This window comes from Spirabiliibacterium falconis, from assembly GCF_014885015.1.
Classification (GTDB): domain Bacteria; phylum Pseudomonadota; class Gammaproteobacteria; order Enterobacterales; family Pasteurellaceae; genus Spirabiliibacterium; species Spirabiliibacterium falconis.
Genome location: NZ_JABMIJ010000001.1, coordinates 40,555 through 55,690, shown reverse-complemented (window position 1 = coordinate 55,690; position 15,136 = coordinate 40,555). Strand labels below are relative to the sequence as shown.

Genomic DNA, 15,136 nt, shown 5'->3' with positions numbered 1-15,136 from the left:
AATAGTGCTATTTTAATCAGGATAGCCAACGTATGCCAACAGATAAACATAATCTTATTTGGATCGACCTCGAAATGACAGGGCTTGATCCGAACACCGATCGCATTATTGAAATTGCCACCATCGTCACCGACAAAGATCTCAATATTCTTGCCGAAGGGCCCGTATTAGCCATTCATCAGCCTGACGAAGTGCTCAATGCCATGAATGCGTGGTGTGTCAAAACCCATTCAGCGAATGGGCTAACCGAACGTGTTCGCCAAAGTACGCTAACCGAACGGGCGGCTGAACTGCAAACGCTGGATTTTCTCAAACGCTGGGTTGGCAAAAACTGTTCGCCCATTTGTGGCAACAGCGTTGCACAAGACAAACGCTTTTTATTTAACTATATGCCTGAGCTGGCGGACTATTTCCACTACCGCTATCTTGATGTTAGCACCTTAAAAGAGCTTGCCGCTCGCTGGAAGCCCGACATTTTAAGCGGTTTTAGCAAAAAAAATACTCACCTTGCATTAGATGATATTCGCGAATCGATTGCCGAGCTTGCCTATTATCGTCAGCACTTGCTCAATGTGAACCCATAATATCCAAGTGCAGTTGAGCAAAACGCAACCGCACTTTGCTTTAATTTTCAGCAAATAAACATTTATCGCAAATTTTCGCTTGCAGTAGGCAACATTTTTTGTATAATGCCACTCGTTAAATGATTAACACCCTGCGGGAATAGCTCAGTTGGTAGAGCACAACCTTGCCAAGGTTGGGGTCGCGAGTTCGAGTCTCGTTTCCCGCTCCAAATAACACACCAATCGGTGTGTATTTTTTTGCCTAAAATTTACCACCTGCCAACCGCACTTTGCTTTTTTCATGCCCAAAGTGCGGTCGAATAAGGGGAGTGATATGACTGATGGTAATGTGTTGATAAATGCTACCGACAAAAATAAATCCATTGCTCTATATGACTACTTAAAGTGGTTGAAGTGCAATTATCAATTAGGTATAAGCACAAAGAGAGATAAAGACGACTTTATTAGCAATCTAACTGAGCAACAATTATGCAATGGAAAACCCCTGCAATCTTATTTGCCCATTGAAACCAAAAAGCAGGGAGTAAATGGTTGGATTGCATTTTTGATGATGCTTGGATTGTTTGGCTGTGTCAGTTCTAGTAAAATAAATTCACAAAAAACACAATTAGAACTAATATTGCGTTCCCAACAAGGTAATTCTGACAAGGGTATCACACCCATTTTAAAAGTAAGTCCAACTTTAAAGAGTAAATGCGATATAAGTGGCAATAATATTGCTCAATATTTTGGCACAGCCTGCCACAGATTAGAGAATTACGATGCTCTAACAATAGAATACGCTATCATTCCAAGATTGCAAAATCGTCAAGCAGACGAGCAATCTTACATAAATCAACACGCCCAATCCCTCCCACCCTCCGCTTGGCGTACTTATACCATTTACCCTAAGCAGTTGTTGGAGCAAGGCAGAGCAATGCCTGCTAATGGCTCACCTGCCAAAACTTGGGCTCATGGTACAAAAGTAATCATCACTTTATATATAGATAGTAATGGTAATATTAGCCAAACCATAGAACATGAACCAATTAGGAAAAACAAATGGACAACCTAAATATCAATGGCAAATACCGTCTAGAACAAGGCTTTATGGGTGCTCATTCGGATATTGGCGGTGGGTATGAGAGTGGCGATTTATCCAATGTTACCTTGATGTGGATGATTAAACACGCCCAAGAAAAGGGTAACATCAAGTTTAAAGATTATAGCCAATATAATCAAGTAAATAACCCTATTGTTCACGATAGTTTGTGGTCAATGCCTTTATTTAGTGCAGGCGGTCAGTTTAGATGGGCAACTGATGATTCAAAAGATAAAAGTAATGTCAGTATTTATAACAACTTCACCCACCTAGGTCTTAACTGGAAAGACACCAAAGCCTTTGAGAATCCCAATAACAAAAAATTAGATAAAATTGAGAGTGCCACCAAAATCATTGCAAGTAATAAGCAAAAGTATATCACGGTCTCTCCATCATCAATCATATAGATACGATAGCAGGCTATCTATATGACTATCTTGATAAGGTAGATAATCATCCTGATTTGAAAGAAATTTTAAAATCAAGGATAATTTGATTTTGGTTGCAAATGTGAAATCTTAACATCTCAATATTTATGACATGTTTTATAGACCTAGACTATCTTCGTTGCTTGCCATTCCCCAGCCAAATCCATACACAAGCAACAAATGACATACATATTTCATGATGGCAGACGCAGGCTCGTCAATGGTGGGTTTGCCGTTGGCATTGGGTCTGATAACACTAATAGCATAACCATTATAATCAGCTTTGTGGGTAACCTGCCCCTCAAATTTTTTTAGATCTTTTAAAAGTCTTTTGGTGAGTTTTTGTGTGGCATCATGGTTGCACTCTGGGTAAATACTTTCATTACCCAATTGTTTGGGTGTATTTAACTGACAGATGTTGATACGCCAATATTTGCTTGGCAGGATGGCTATGGCAACCTTTAAATAAAACAAGCATTCATCTTTGTGTTTAAAACGAAAGCGAATCTGTGATTTATTGCTACTCACCTTGTTATAAAAAAGTGCCACAAAACGCTCCATCTCTTGAATGCCTTGTTCTGTTTGGCAAAGTTTTTTGATGTTGTCAAAACATAAGGAAACCAATGCTGTTTCTTGATGATAATGTAAGGGTGTGGGAGCTATTAAAGGGTGTGCTGATTTGGGTTTTCTCTGAACACCGATGAGTTTGTGTTTAAGTTTGGGGTCGATAGGGTTAGCTAATGTACAGGCTCTTTGGTACATAAATAAAGCATCATCAAAGACAAATTTGGCATGACTGGCATCAATCAACTCAGCCCCTTGCTCCAAGTCATGTAATAGTTTATCTAATTGGTAACCCCTCTGCCACGCTCTCGGCTTGTTGCAGCACAAACTCCACCGCCTCGTCTTGCATATCGGGCGGGTATTTGTATTTGCGCAAAAGCCGCCGCACAAGAAGGCGCATTCTGGCGCGTACGGCGTCTTTATATTGCCAATCAAGCGTTACGGATTTGCGCAGTTGGGCGGTGATTTCTTGCGCCAGGCGGATCAGTGCCACGTCGCCCATTTCCCTGACCGCACTTTCATTGCGGGCCAGCGCATCGTAAAACGCCAGCTCTGAGGCATTGAGCCCCAATTCGTTGCCACGTGCCAGCTCGGCTTGTACGGCTTTCGCCATTGCCACCAGCTCTTCGATGATTTCCAACACGGTGAGGTTGTGGTTGTGGTAGCGGTTCATCGCCTCTTTGAGCTTGTCTTCAAAGGATTTTTTCACCGCCAGATTTTGTGCTGCTTTGCTGTTGATTTCGCTTTTGAGGTAGCTTTCCAAGGCCAATGCCCACAAATCGGGGCTGTCGGAACGTTTCACCAGCCCGAGAAAATCGTCCGAGAGCAGGCGCACGTCGGGGCGTTCTTGTTCCAACAGCTCGAATAAATCGACGACGCCGTCTGAATGCACGGCTTGGTTGAGCAGTTGTACTAGTTGCAGTTGCCGCTCTTTCGGGCGGTTTGGGCTGTGGTGTTGCGAGGCCTTGACAATGGTGGCACGCACCGCATCGTAAAACGCCAATTCTTGCTTGTATTGCTCACTTTCGGGGCGCATGCCGCACAGTGAAAAGCCTTTTTTAGCTTTACGTATGGCATCTAAAAACGCATTTTTGCGTGGCGTGCCGTCCGTGTTTGGATTGATTCTGTCCAACGCCAAAATATGCGAGGCGGCACGGCGAATGGCAGCGAGCAGTTCGTTAGGCTCGGTCAGCTTTAAGGCTGCCTGAACGTCGATTGTCTTGCCGTCCACAGGCGTGGCGAGTTGCCCTCGGATAATGCCGAGATATTCCTGCATTTTGGCAAACACCGCTTCCACGTCGGTTTTGAGCGTACTCTCACCGCCTGCATTGGTGTAGGTTTGCGTGGCTTCGCGCAAGGCATCGGTCAGCCCCACATAATCGACAATCAGCCCGCCATTTTCACGGCTTTTGTTGGCAAACACACGGTTCACCCGTGCAATCGCCTGCATCAGATTGTGCCCTTTCATCGGCTTGTCGAGATACATAGTATGGCAGCACGGCGCATCAAAGCCTGTGAGCCACATATCGCACACAATCACCATCCGCAAGCTGTCGTCGGGGTCTTTAAAGCGTTTTTCAATGGTTTGTTTTTCTGGTTTGGTGTAAACATGCTGACGCATCGCCTCATCGTCGCTGGCTGAACCTGTCATCATGATTTTCAGACGGCCTTGATGCACATCGTCGCTGTGCCAGTCGGGTTGTAGCGTGATGATTTCATTATACAATTTCACCGCAATGCGGCGGCTCATCACCACCACCATCGCCTTGCCGTCGAAAAGTGCGGTTCGCTCAGCAAAGTGCGCCACAATATCCTTTGCCAGCTGGCGAATGCGAACGTCCGCCCCCATCAGCTGTTCGGCAAGGCTAAAACGCTCGCTGTTTTCGTCTTCGTCCACAATGTCCTGTGCTTGGCGTACGATTTCGTCAAATTCCGCACTTTGGCTAAGGCTAATTTGCCGTGCTTCATAGATAATCGGCACGGTTGCGCCGTCTTCCACCGCATCGTGAATATCGTAAATCGACACATACCGCCCGAACACTTCCTGCGTGTCGCGGTCGTCCAGCGCAATCGGCGTGCCTGTGAAACCGATAAACGACGCCTGCGGCAGCGCATCACGCAAATGCTTGGCATAGCCCACACGGTATTCGCCCTTGTGGTTGATATGCTGGTTGAAGCCATATTGCGAGCGGTGCGCCTCGTCGCTGATCACAATGATATTGTGCCGCGTATTGAGCACAGGAAAACGGCTTTCGCCCTCTGCCAGCCCGAATTTTTGAATGGTGGTGAAAATCACCCCGCCGCTTTCCCGCCGAGCCAGCTCCGCACGCAAAGCCTCCCGCCCGTCCGCCTGCACGGGTTCGGTGCGCAACAACGCCTTGCCAGCACAAAACGTGGCGAACAGCTGCCCGTCGAGGTCGTTGCGATCGGTAACCACCACAATGGTCGGGTTTTGCAATTCGCGCTGGGCGAGCAATTTGCCCGCATAAAACAACATCGACAGCGACTTGCCCGAGCCCTGCGTGTGCCACATCACCCCAATGCGGCGGCTGTTTTCCGCATGCGCCGCAATGGTGCATTCCACCGCCTCATTCACGCCGTAAAACTGATGATACGCCGCAATTTTTTTCACCACCGCACTTTTCTCATTGCTCTCAAAGGTGATGAAATTTTGCACATAATCCAACCATTCAGACGGCCTAAACAGCCCCGCAATCACGCCCGAAAGTTCATCGGCAAATTCAATCCGCTGGCTTTGGTTTTTCTCGTCCACCACCCGCCACGGCGTGAACCGCTCAAACGGCGCAGTGAGCGAGCCAATCAGCGCAGCCGTGCCGTCTGATACCACGCACGCCTGATTAAACACAAACAGCTCCGCCATCTCGTCTTGATAGGTTTGCAACTGCTTGAACGCACGGCGCAAATCGGCTTTCTCATCGAGCGGATTTTTCAGCTCAAACACCGCCAGCGGCAAACCATTGACAAAGGCAATCACATCAGGAATACGCCTGCCCTTTTTTCCCGTGATTTCAAGCTGATTGACAATGTGAAAATCATTATTCGATGCCGTCTGAAAGTCCACCAGCCGCGCAAACTCGTGTTTTTCCTCGCCGTTTTCAACAAAGCTCACCGCCACGCCGTGTTTCAGCCAATCATAAAACGTGCGATTGCGCACCGAAAGCGATTGAATATCAGGGCGGGTAACGGTTTTGATTGCCTCGTCCGCCACCATTTCAGGCAGCCACGGATTGATGCGCAAAAGTGCGGTTTTTAAAAGCGGCAGCAACACCACCTCCGCCGTGGTCTCCCGCCACGGATTCGCCCGCCCCGCCAGAATGCTTTTGCCGTTGACATAACGCCAGCCGAGCTGCTCAAATTGCTTGATGGCGTGCTGTTCGATGGTGGCTTCGTTTATTCGCATTGGGGATCCTGTTTGTTGTTTTTCATTATTTCCGCGTAGGGTGGGCTAAAGCCCACTACGTTGCTACTTCAATATGTTTTGATATTTCATCAATAATGAGGCTTAATTATTCTGTATATATATTGTAATTTTTCCATATATTTCTCTGTTTTATTTATCTTCTTGTAATCATATAATTGTAAGTATTTCTATATTTAATAGCTTCCTCAACCCAGCCCACTAAATTCTCTTTAATTTGTTCATACCATCTTTGGCTCACTTTTTTCTTTTCATTTGTTAAAGTTCCAGTATAAATAAGCGGGTTATAACAATGAACAGGAATATTTAAACTCAATAAATTTTGAGATAATTCAAATGATTCAAAAGGATTGCTACCTCTTACTGAAGTGTTTCCATTTTTATCTTCTAAATTATGAATATAGATTCCCAAAACTCCTTTTCCATTATTCCAGGCTTGTTCAATTTCATAGAGAACCCATTTTCTGCTAGCGGTTTCTTCGCCAATTAGAACCACAAGACAAGAGCAACCCTTTATATTCTCGTCAATCCATTTTTTGATCTCGTTGTCTCTTTTTAGACGAACCTTTTCCCATTCATTAGAGTAAACAGGAATCTGATTATTAACAACGCCTATATTTTTGATGGTTTGAACTCGCCAGTTATCATTTTCATAATGGAAACTAAAAAATACTCGTCTCATAATCAATCTCCTAAAATACAATAAGAAAGAAATAGACTTAACACAATTAGCATTCCATAAAATATCAAAAGGCTTTTTGATATTATTATTTTCCAAATATCTCCATTACCTTGAAATTTTGAAGGATTAAGCTCATATAAATTTTCATTTGTATTTTCTCTGTTTACAATTACCCAATCATATTGTTTTCTATATAACCTTTCTGATTTTAAGAAAAATGCATCTAAATACCAAAAAGCAAGGACTGGTATGATAACAAACCAATTAAATTTCGAATGATTATTGTTTATAGTTAAAATTAAGGAAACAAGTGTGATCGCCCAACCTTTAATCAAAAATGAATTATTTGCCATACGAGTTATGCAGGCTTGCAATAAGTCTATTTCTTTATGAATTATCTCTGTTTTATCTTTCATAATTCAATTTCCCCATTCAGTAGTGTAGGCAATAAAACATCTCTTGTATTTTCAAGTGATGCGTTTTCTTTTTTCACATGTAATGAAAAATCAATATAATCCGTAGAAATTCGGTTAAATTCAGATAAAATTGCTTCAGGTGGGATGCAAATCATCATTCCTGTGAATGTTTTGGAATTTAACGAGCTGCGAGTTGATGCCATAGATGCAGCAGACAAATAGCCTTGTGTTGATTTTTGCATAAAATGCCAACGCAAATATTCAAGCAATTCAGGCTGTTTCGGCTCAATTTTGGCGAGTGCAACATTATATGCACCTCCAATACCAAACCGCACTTTGCCTGCCTCTCCATATTTATCCATTAAAATATCTTTTTCATTGCATAGCTTATTTTTCTTGGAAATAGGGATAAATGTTTTGTGATTTTCATTGGCGTAGTCCCTATTTTGCACAAAACGCACATAACCTTCTTTTTCTTCATAAATATGTTCTGACTTCGGCGGTTGAGCACCACCAATAAAGGTGAAAAGTTCAATTAACGGCACAACCTCCCACCCCTTCGGCACGTCGCCGTGCTCGGTGGTGGTGAGCTCGTCGGGGAAGGCGGCGGCGAGGGTTTGCAGGTCGGTGTAGGCGGTGGGGTTGTCGGTCGCCAGTGCGGCGAGTTCATCGGCGGTTTTGCCGCTCAGGCTCATCATCGCGGCGTGTTCGATGTCAACCGCACTTTTGCCTTGCGCACGGGCTTGTGCCTTAGCACGCACGGGGGCGAAGTCGATAAACCAGTGTTTAAAGATTGCCTGTGCGATTTGCTCTAATGTGCGGTTCGTTTCGGTGTTTAGTTGGATTTTTTTATCAAATGATAAGTATTCTTTCGATAATTTCTCTTGTTCTGATAGTGGCGGAATTAAACACTCATAATTCATAATCGCTTTTTTATCGCCTCTTGGCATTTTCGCACCATTAGATGAAGCAACGGTGAACTGAATAAAATCATCAGAACAAAGAATTAAATAGAGATAATCATTTAACAAAATTGATGTATCGTTAGTCCTAAAAACTAATACATCAGCCGAGCAGCCACCTGAAAACTCGGCTTTCCAAACTTTTTTAAAATAAGTCCTTATGTTAGAAAAAAGAACATCATTTTTTTGAAAATAATTGCAACGATTAGCTTCGGGCAATTTATCAATCAGTTCAATCCCACCTAAATTAGGCAACATATTATCTGTGGAAATATATTGTTCTCTGGTAATACCTGAAACGTCTATTTTTTCAGAAATTAATGAAGCCACTTCACCCAATTTCTTTACTTGCCATTCACTCATTATTTATTCCCCCTTTCAGACGGCATCAATGCCGTCTGAATCATTAAGGCTGCCTGAAAAAACAGCGAGGTTGTGGCGGATTTGGGCTTCGAGCTGCTGCCCTTGGCTGAATTGCTGGTTTAAAAGTGCGGTCAGCTCGCGCATTTTGTCGGCAAAAGGGATGCCGTCGTCTTCCACCTCTGCACTGCCCACGTAGCGGTCGGGGGTGAGGACGAAGTCGTTGGCTTGGATTTCCTCCAGCGTGGCGGCGTAACAAAAGCCTGCTTGGTTTTCATAGCCCTTGCCGCGTTGCCAAGCGTGGTAGGTGTCGGCAAGGTGGGCGATGTCGTCTGGCGTGAAGTCGCGCAAAGTGCGGTCTTTCATGTAGCCGATTTGGCGCGCGTCGAGAAAGAGCACTTGCCCTTTTTGCCGTTTCGCTTTGTTTAAAATCCAGATGCAGGCGGGGATTTGGGTGTTGATGAACAGTTGCCCCGGCAAAGCGACCATGCATTCGACAAGGTCGGCTTCGATGAGTTTTTGGCGGATGCTGCCTTCGCCGCCGCTTTGGCTGCTCATGGAGCCGTTGGCGAGCAATAATGCCATACGCCCCGTGGGGTTGAGGTGGTAAAGCATGTGTTGCAACCAGGCGAAGTTGGCGTTGCCTTGTGGGGGGATGCCGTATGCCCAGCGGGGGTCGTTTGCGAGGTTTTCGCTCCACCAGTCGCTCATGTTGAACGGCGGGTTTGCCATGATGACGTCCATTTTGGCGTCGATGTGTTGTGGGTTGGTGAAGCTGTCGGCGTTGCTTTTGCCGAAGTCGAAGGCGATGCCGCGAATCGCCATGTTCATGGCGGCGAGTTTCCAGGTGGTGGGGTTGTATTCTTGCCCGTAGATGGTGACGTTGTCGATGTTGCCTTGGTGGGCGTGAATAAAGCGTTCGGTTTGCACGAAAAAGCCGCCTGAGCCCATGGCGGGGTCGTAAATCCGCCCTGTAAAGGGCTGGAGCATTTCGACAATCAGGCTAACAATGGATTTTGGGGTGAAATATTGCCCGCCCTTTTTGCCTTCGGCCAGCGCAAATTGTCCGAGAAAGTATTCGTATACGTGCCCTAAGATGTCTTTGGCGGCAAGGTTGATGGGTTTGCCGTCGTGGGTGGGCTTGGTGAAGTTGGTGTCGGAAAAGAGGTCTATCAGCCCGATCAGCGTGGGCTCGCTCACTTGGTAGCCTGAAATGCGTTGGATAATGCCTTTGAGTGGTGCGTTTTCCCGTTCGATGGCAGCGAAGGCGTTGTCGATTAAATTCGCCACACCTTTGAATGTTTGGGTGTCGTCCCACGGCAAGGGGTCGCCGATGTTGAGGTGTGCGGCGTTGTTGATGTTTTCCCAGCGCGCGGCAGGCGGCACCCAGAAGATGTGTGCGGCGGTGTAGTAATCACGGGTTTCCAGCTCGGTTTGAAGCGCTTCAAAGTAGTCGCTCGGGTAGTCGGCGGGGTCGAGGTAGTAGTCGCTTTTGGGGTTTTGCAGCTGCGCTTTCAGCTCGGCTTGAAAGGCGGTGAAGCTGTCGGAGATGTATTTTAAGAAAATGTAGCCGAGAACGATGTGTTTATAATTGGCGGCGTCGAGCTGCTGGCGGAGCTTGTCGGCGGCTTTCCACAGCCGTGTGTCAAGGTCGTTGAGAAAGGCTTGTTGTTCCGCAGACGCTAGTTGAGCGTTGGCTGTTGGCATTATACTCACTCCGCACCTAAAAGTCAATAAATATCTTTAAAATCAATGACTAACCGCACTTTTATTAGACAATACGCACAGATCATCGATGACATGTTCTTTACTATAATAATCCCAAACCTCTCACCTTTCAATCAATACGCCTAAAGTGCGGTTGGTCATGAGTTCATCCGTTTCCTGTTTACTTAGCTAAACGTTTGCGTTTTATTAAAAATTCCGCAATAAGGAATTGTTGTTTTACAATATGAAACTTTGAGATTCATCACATAAATCGCGTTAATAATTCGATAAAGTACCCTCAACACAAGGATTGAGATATGAATGAAACAAAAAGTATTTTAAAAAGCATTGATGTGCTAGAGGCAATTTCGGTGGGGCATCGCACTCTAACGGATATTCAAAAAGCGTTGAATATGCCCAAAACAACTGTGCATAGAACCTTAAAATCACTGGAGACAAAACATTATATTCGACAAGTTGCAGGCATTGGGTATGTGCTGGGCACGGGCATTATCCGTTTAGGTATTATCGCACAGGAGCAAATGCCGTTAAAAGCCATTGCGCACCCTTATTTAGAAAAATTAGCCAGAAGCACGCAAGACACTGTGCATTTAGGCATTCGTGAAGGGGATTATATTTTTTATTTAGACAAAATTTCAGGCTCACGCCAAATTGAAATGCGATCCAGAATCGGTGATCGGCTTCCCTTAGCCATTACAGGCATTGGAAAAGCATTGATGTTGGATTTGCCTATGACTGAAACGCATCGCCTTATTACACAGTACGCAGCTTCTGAGAAGTGGGACAGTTTGAAAGCACGTATGCAAACATACCGTGACGGTGATTTTAGTTTTGATCTTGAGGATAACTGTGAAATTCTCCGTTGTGTTGCGGTGCCTATTCGAAATAAATATGGGCATATTATTGCGGCAATTTCTGTTGCCAGTATCAGTGTTTATATGCCTGAAGAACGAATGTATCGCCTAGTTGATACGTTAAAGCAAACATCTCAAGCCATTTCAAATGAGATTGAACATTTGTCCTCATAATGAACCATGACGTTAAGGAGAAACTATGTTAAGCGATTTAGCCAATAAGAAAGTGATTGTTACAGGCTCCTCTGCTGGCATTGGGCTGGCTGTGGCAAAATTATTTGCAACATTAGGGGCAACAGTTGCGATTACGTCCAGACGCCCACCTAAGGATCTCGACGCATTGTTAAATGACATTACCCAATTAGGTGGCAAAGCCTCTTATTATTGCGTTGATTTAAGCCAAGAAGCCGACTGTCAAAAGCTTGTTACTGCGTTTGTTGAAGAACACGGCGGCATTGATATTCTGGTTAATAACGTCGGTGGCTTAGTCGGGCGAAAACAAATCCCTGATATTGACCAAGAGTTTATTGAGCAGGTTTTTGATCTTAATGTTATTTCAGCCCAATATATGACCAAATACGCCCTGCCTTATTTACAAGCATCAGCCAAACAAGCCAATTGGACCAGTTCCGTGATTAATGTTGGCTCATTTGCTGCCTATATGGGCGGCGGCCCTGGTGCATCGTTATATGCCGCATCAAAAGGGTGGATTCATACGATTACCAAATCATGGGCTATGGCATACGCAAAAGATGGCATTCGTTTTAACGTTGTATCGCCTGGTACGGTGGATACAGATTTTCATGCCGACAAAGATCAAGCCACACGTGAAGCAATTAATAAAACCATTCCATTAGGGCGTTTTGGTAATGCGGAAGAAATGGCTCCAGCATTTGCATTTTTAGCCTCACATTCAGCCGCTGGCTATATTACAGGACAAATTATTAATGTAAACGGTGGGCAATACATGCCTTAGTTCTAGCTTAACTTGATGACTAACAAGGAGATTTTATGAAGAAATTTGCACATCTACTCGGCATTATGGGGCTTTCTTGTCTCATTGCGCCAACAGTAACGTTAGCTGCTGACTATCCAACTCGAAATATTGAGGTTATTGTGCCTTATTCTGCTGGGGGCGGTACAGATCTTGTCACAAGAGCTTTTGTTGATGCCGCCAACAAATATTTACCGCACAATATGGGCGTTGTTAATAAAGCGGGTGGCGGTGGTGCCGTGGGCTTAACAGAAATTGTGATGGCTCGCCCAAATGGATATAAAATTGGGACAGGTACGGTTGAATTAACCATGCTCCCTAACTTAGGGTTAGTGAATTGGAAAGCTTCTGATGTAAAACCTATTGCGAGATTAAACGCAGAACCTTCCGCCATTTCCGTTAAAGCGGATTCACAATGGAATTCATTCCAAGAATTTATTGATTACGCTAAGCATAATCCTGACAAAATTCGTATCGGTAACTCTGGAACAGGGGCAATTTGGCATATTGCAGCCGAAGCATTAAGCGATAAAACAGGCGCAAAATTCACGCATATTCCATACGGCGGTGCAAATCCTGCTGTTACCGCACTTTTAGGTGGACACATTGAAGCTGTTACAGTCAGCCCAGCGGAAGTGATTACACATGTACAAAATAATACCATCCGTATTCTTGCTATTATGGCGGATAAACGTTCGGAAAAATTCCCTGATGTGCCAACCTTAAAAGAATTGGGTGTTGATCTCTCAATTGCGACTTGGCGAGGAATTGTTGTTCCGAAAAAAACACCGGATGATGTTGTCAATAAACTCAGTGAAGTTGCATTTAAAGTTAGCCAAAATGATGAGTTTAACCAATCTCTTGAAAAAATGAATCTAACACCTGCTTATTTAAATTCAGAAGAATTTGAAAAAGTTATTGAAAAAGATAATGCGTTTTTTCATGACATTATGACGAAGTTAGGCATGACAAAATAATGAAATTTAGGTGCTAGTTTTTAGCACCTATCCCTTTCAAACTGAGGTTTATTATGTCAAATGAGAACCATAAAGCGTATAAAAAAGATTATATTCTCTTATCCATATATCTTTTTTTATTATTCGTCGCAATATTTGCAATCTATCATGCAAATACATTCCCTGATTTTACAATGGCCAATGATATTGGTGCCGCAAGATTTCCAATCTTTTTTGCAACTGCATTAGCTATACTTTGCCTTATAGGCATCTTCACTTCATTATTTAAAAAAGCCGAGTCATTTGCAATCAGCTCACTGCCACTTAATAGTAGAAGAACAATTATTGCTATTTTACTCAATATTATCACGATTTATTTAATCTCCATTGTTGGATTTTATATTTCTGCTTTCTTATTTTCTTGCTCGTTAATGATTTTATTAGGCGTAAGAAGCAAAACAAAGATTATTTTATCTTCAACTGGTTTAATTCTCTTAATTTATATTGTTTTTCAATTATTACTCAATGTGCCTTTACCTATTGGCATCTTATTTGAGTAAGTATTGAGGAGAATCTTAAAATGGATAATTTAGAACTCTTACTCCATGGTTTTTACAGCCTATTCTCACAACCAATGGCAATATGTTTAGGGCTAATTGGTGTTTGTATTGGGCTAGTGTTAGGGGTCTTGCCTGGACTAACGGCAACAATGGGCGTGGCCATATTATTGCCATTTACTTTCGGCATGGATTCTGTTTCTGCATTATTGATGATTAGTGGTGTCTTTTTTGGTGGTATTTATGGTGGCTCTATTACGGCGGTTTTATTAAATATCCCTGGCACTCCTGCTGCTGCGGCAACCGCACTTGATGGCTATCAATTAACAAGAAAAGGTAAAGCGGGATTAGCTCTTGGCTTTGCGACTATCGGGTCGGTTATTGGGGGAATTGTTAGTGTATTAATGTTAGTCTTTCTCGCGCCATTACTCGCAAAGTTCGCCTTAGAATTCTCGGCTCCTGAAAATTTTGCACTGGCCGTATTTGGCCTTAGCATTATTATCAGTATTTCGGGAAAATCTATCTTAAAAGGGCTAATTACAGGGTTTATTGGATTGCTGATTGCTACTATTGGGCTTGATCCTATGACGGGATATCCACGTTTTACTTTTGGCAATCAAGAGCTGATGATTATTCCGTTTATCCCTGTAATGATTGGACTATTTGCTGGATCTGAAGCATTTAAATCTATATCTGAGCCGAATAAAGTGGAGCGTAATCATATTCAAATTCCAAGCGTGATCCCTAAATTAAAAGAAATCAAAGAGCAAATGCTACTGATGATTCGCTCTGGATTTATTGGTAGTTGTATTGGTTCTGTGCCTGGTGCAGGAGCTGATATTGCTGCTTTTGTGTCTTATAACGAAGCAAAACGTTTTTCTAAACACAAAGAACACTTTGGAACAGGGCGTATTGAAGGTGTCGCTGCTGCAGAAGCAGGTTCCAATGGTTGTACTGGGGGTGCGATGCTACCCATGTTAAGTTTAGGTATTCCTGGTGATGCCGTTACAGCCGTTATGCTTGGTGCATTAACACTACAGGGTTTGCAACCTGGTCCTTTATTATTTAAAGAACATAGCACTATGGTATTCACACTTTTTGCAGGAATGCTCATTTGCTATGTTGCTTTACTGGTTATTGGATTATCTACATTAAAATATTTGGTAAAAGTGTTATCCATGCCAAAATCTTATTTAATTCCAATTATTCTTTGTCTATGTTTAGTCGGGACATTTGCGATCAACAACTCTGTTTTTGATATTAGTATTATGTTAACCGCTGGCATTTTGGGATATGTTTTACGTATGCGTGATTTTCCTGTATCGCCTATTGTCTTAGCAATGATTATGGGACCAATGGCCGAATCAAATTTCAGACGAGCACTAGCATTACATAATGGAAGCATTGAGTTTTTATATACCCGACCAATTACATTAACGCTTTTTTCTATTGCAATGCTTACCATTTTATTTCCAATAATCAAATTAATCTTTAAAGCGATATTTAATACGAATTTGACGAAATAGAGGAT

14 protein-coding genes and 1 tRNA gene are annotated in these 15,136 nt (G+C 43.4%); 9 read left to right on the top strand and 6 right to left on the bottom strand.

The genetic code is table 11. The annotated features are described in order from the left end of the window. The first annotated feature begins 32 nt into the window (after positions 1 to 32). The 4 genes from orn to HPC40_RS00300 all read left to right on the top strand — a co-directional run bounded on the left by orn (position 33) and on the right by HPC40_RS00300 (position 2,072). On the top strand, positions 33 to 584 hold the full coding sequence (gene orn, locus HPC40_RS00315) for an oligoribonuclease (protein WP_208117482.1): 552 nt from the start codon (positions 33 to 35) through the stop codon (positions 582 to 584). 133 nt (positions 585 to 717) lie between these two features. Beyond that, positions 718 to 793 (top strand) — tRNA-Gly (locus HPC40_RS00310). 104 nt (positions 794 to 897) lie between these two features. Beyond that, positions 898 to 1,638: a hypothetical protein gene (locus HPC40_RS00305; RefSeq protein ID WP_208117481.1), complete on the top strand. Its 741-nt coding sequence runs from the start codon at positions 898 to 900 to the stop codon at positions 1,636 to 1,638. After that, positions 1,626 to 2,072 carry a phospholipase effector Tle1 domain-containing protein gene (locus HPC40_RS00300; RefSeq protein WP_208117480.1) on the top strand — a complete coding sequence of 149 codons (447 nt, stop codon included), beginning with the start codon at positions 1,626 to 1,628 and terminating at the stop codon, positions 2,070 to 2,072. The genes HPC40_RS00305 and HPC40_RS00300 overlap by 13 nt, the downstream gene beginning before the upstream one ends. 138 nt (positions 2,073 to 2,210) lie before the next feature. Here HPC40_RS00300 and HPC40_RS00295 read toward each other — a convergent pair whose 3' ends face one another. The 6 genes from HPC40_RS00295 to HPC40_RS00270 form a co-directional block, all read right to left on the bottom strand. Further along, positions 2,211 to 2,903 carry a hypothetical protein gene (locus HPC40_RS00295; protein WP_208117479.1) on the bottom strand — a complete coding sequence of 231 codons (693 nt, stop codon included), beginning with the start codon at positions 2,901 to 2,903 and terminating at the stop codon, positions 2,211 to 2,213. A gap of 31 nt (positions 2,904 to 2,934) precedes the next feature. Beyond that, the gene (locus HPC40_RS00290; RefSeq protein WP_208117478.1) at positions 2,935 to 6,078 is read right to left on the bottom strand and encodes a type I restriction endonuclease subunit R; all 3,144 of its coding nucleotides are present in this window, start codon (positions 6,076 to 6,078) and stop codon (positions 2,935 to 2,937) included. A gap of 154 nt (positions 6,079 to 6,232) precedes the next feature. Then, a complete protein-coding gene (locus HPC40_RS00285; protein WP_235972245.1) occupies positions 6,233 to 6,778 on the bottom strand; it encodes a TIR domain-containing protein in 546 nt (181 codons plus the stop codon). Between the two features lie 2 nt (positions 6,779 to 6,780). Next, a complete protein-coding gene (locus HPC40_RS00280) occupies positions 6,781 to 7,194 on the bottom strand; it encodes a hypothetical protein (RefSeq protein WP_208117477.1) in 414 nt (137 codons plus the stop codon). Then, positions 7,191 to 8,519: a restriction endonuclease subunit S gene (locus tag HPC40_RS00275; protein WP_208117476.1), complete on the bottom strand. Its 1,329-nt coding sequence runs from the start codon at positions 8,517 to 8,519 to the stop codon at positions 7,191 to 7,193. The genes HPC40_RS00280 and HPC40_RS00275 overlap by 4 nt, the downstream gene beginning before the upstream one ends. A 15-nt stretch (positions 8,520 to 8,534) precedes the next feature. After that, positions 8,535 to 10,223 (bottom strand): class I SAM-dependent DNA methyltransferase, encoded by a 1,689-nt coding sequence (locus HPC40_RS00270; RefSeq protein ID WP_208117475.1) that lies wholly within the window; start codon positions 10,221 to 10,223, stop codon positions 8,535 to 8,537. A gap of 317 nt (positions 10,224 to 10,540) precedes the next feature. On the opposite strand from HPC40_RS00270, the gene HPC40_RS00265 reads away from it, so the two are divergent. The 5 genes from HPC40_RS00265 to HPC40_RS00245 are packed head-to-tail and all read left to right on the top strand — an operon-like array spanning position 10,541 to position 15,131. Then, the gene (locus HPC40_RS00265; protein ID WP_208117474.1) at positions 10,541 to 11,272 is read left to right on the top strand and encodes an IclR family transcriptional regulator; all 732 of its coding nucleotides are present in this window, start codon (positions 10,541 to 10,543) and stop codon (positions 11,270 to 11,272) included. Between the two features lie 25 nt (positions 11,273 to 11,297). Beyond that, complete coding sequence (locus tag HPC40_RS00260; RefSeq protein WP_208117473.1) at positions 11,298 to 12,074, top strand: SDR family NAD(P)-dependent oxidoreductase; 777 nt, start codon at positions 11,298 to 11,300, stop codon at positions 12,072 to 12,074. 35 nt (positions 12,075 to 12,109) lie between these two features. Further along, complete coding sequence (locus HPC40_RS00255; RefSeq protein ID WP_208117472.1) at positions 12,110 to 13,069, top strand: Bug family tripartite tricarboxylate transporter substrate binding protein; 960 nt, start codon at positions 12,110 to 12,112, stop codon at positions 13,067 to 13,069. A 53-nt stretch (positions 13,070 to 13,122) separates the two neighbouring features. Then, positions 13,123 to 13,608, top strand: a complete 486-nt coding sequence (locus tag HPC40_RS00250; RefSeq protein ID WP_208117471.1) for a tripartite tricarboxylate transporter TctB family protein — start codon at positions 13,123 to 13,125, stop codon at positions 13,606 to 13,608. A gap of 20 nt (positions 13,609 to 13,628) precedes the next feature. After that, on the top strand, positions 13,629 to 15,131 hold the full coding sequence (locus HPC40_RS00245; RefSeq protein ID WP_208117470.1) for a tripartite tricarboxylate transporter permease: 1,503 nt from the start codon (positions 13,629 to 13,631) through the stop codon (positions 15,129 to 15,131). The last annotated feature ends 5 nt before the right edge of the window (positions 15,132 to 15,136 follow it).